Origin of the sequence: Streptomyces sp. NPDC089915 (assembly GCF_040684675.1) — a bacterium.
Taxonomy (GTDB): domain Bacteria; phylum Actinomycetota; class Actinomycetes; order Streptomycetales; family Streptomycetaceae; genus Streptomyces.
Genome location: NZ_JBFBGN010000417.1, coordinates 1 through 1,102, shown reverse-complemented (window position 1 = coordinate 1,102; position 1,102 = coordinate 1). Strand labels below are relative to the sequence as shown.

The window sequence follows — 1,102 nt, the reverse complement described above, 5'->3', positions numbered from 1 at the left end:
GTCGTCGGGACGCATCCACCACCGCGGAGTTTGCGCACCTGCCCAGGAGTCGTCGAGGGGACCGGCAGCCGAATCTTGATGTTCGGGCGCGTCGAGCAGGATCCCCCCTTCATGCGGCCGACCTTCTCCTGGCCCATCCCATGCCCGCACGTCAGGTCCGCCGGTGGCCTCCTCCCGGTGACCCGAGGCGCCTTCGCAACGCTTCCCGATCGAAACAGAGGGCACTCTCGCCATGGCAGAACTGAACCGCCGCCGTTTCCTCCAGCTCACCGGTGGAGTCGCCTCCCTGACCCTGCTCCACGAGAGCATCGCGCGCGCCGCCGCCATCCCCGCGCAGGGGACGACGGGGACGATCGCCGATGTCGAGCACGTCGTGGTCCTGATGCAGGAGAATCGTTCCTTCGACCACTACTTCGGAGCGCTCCGCGGCGTCCGCGGGTTCGGTGATCCACGCCCGGTGACCCTGCCCGGCGGCAAGTCCGTCTGGCACCAGACCGACAACGCCGGCAAGGAGACGCTGCCGTTCCGGCCGCCGTCCGACCACCTCGGCATGGAGTACCTCCAGGGCCTCAACCACGACTGGGCAGGCGGCCAGAGCGCCTTCAACAAGGGCAGGTACGACAACTGGGTGCCCGCCAAGACGCCGGCCACGATGGCCCACCTCACGCGTGAGGACATCCCGTTCCACTACGCGCTCGCCGACGCGTTCACCATCTGCGACGCCTACCACTGTTCATTCATCGGCTCCACCAATCCCAACCGCCACTACCTCTTTTCCGGGCATACCGGAAACGACGGGAAGGCAGGAGGGCCCGTCCTCGGCAACAGCACGGACCGGTGCAACTGGACCACCTATCCGGAGCTCCTGGAGAAGGCCGGTGTCTCCTGGAAGGTCTACCAGGACGTCGGCGACGGCCTCGACGCCGCCGGATCCTGGGGCTGGACCAAGAATGATGCTTTCCGGGGCAACTACGGCGACAACGCGCTGCTCCACTTCACCAACTACCAGGACGCCCACCCCGGCGACCCGCTGTACGAGAGGGCCCGTACCGGCACCGACGTCCGGGCCGGCGAGGGCTACTTCGACAGGCTGCGCGCCGAC

General features: G+C 67.7%; 1 protein-coding gene. It reads left to right on the top strand.

Going from position 1 to position 1,102, the window contains the following annotated elements; all coding sequences use genetic code 11:
• Positions 1–232: 232 nt before the first annotated feature.
• A partial coding sequence (locus AB0O29_RS36310; RefSeq protein ID WP_365160814.1) for an alkaline phosphatase family protein occupies positions 233–1,102 on the top strand: 870 nt, incomplete at its 3' end.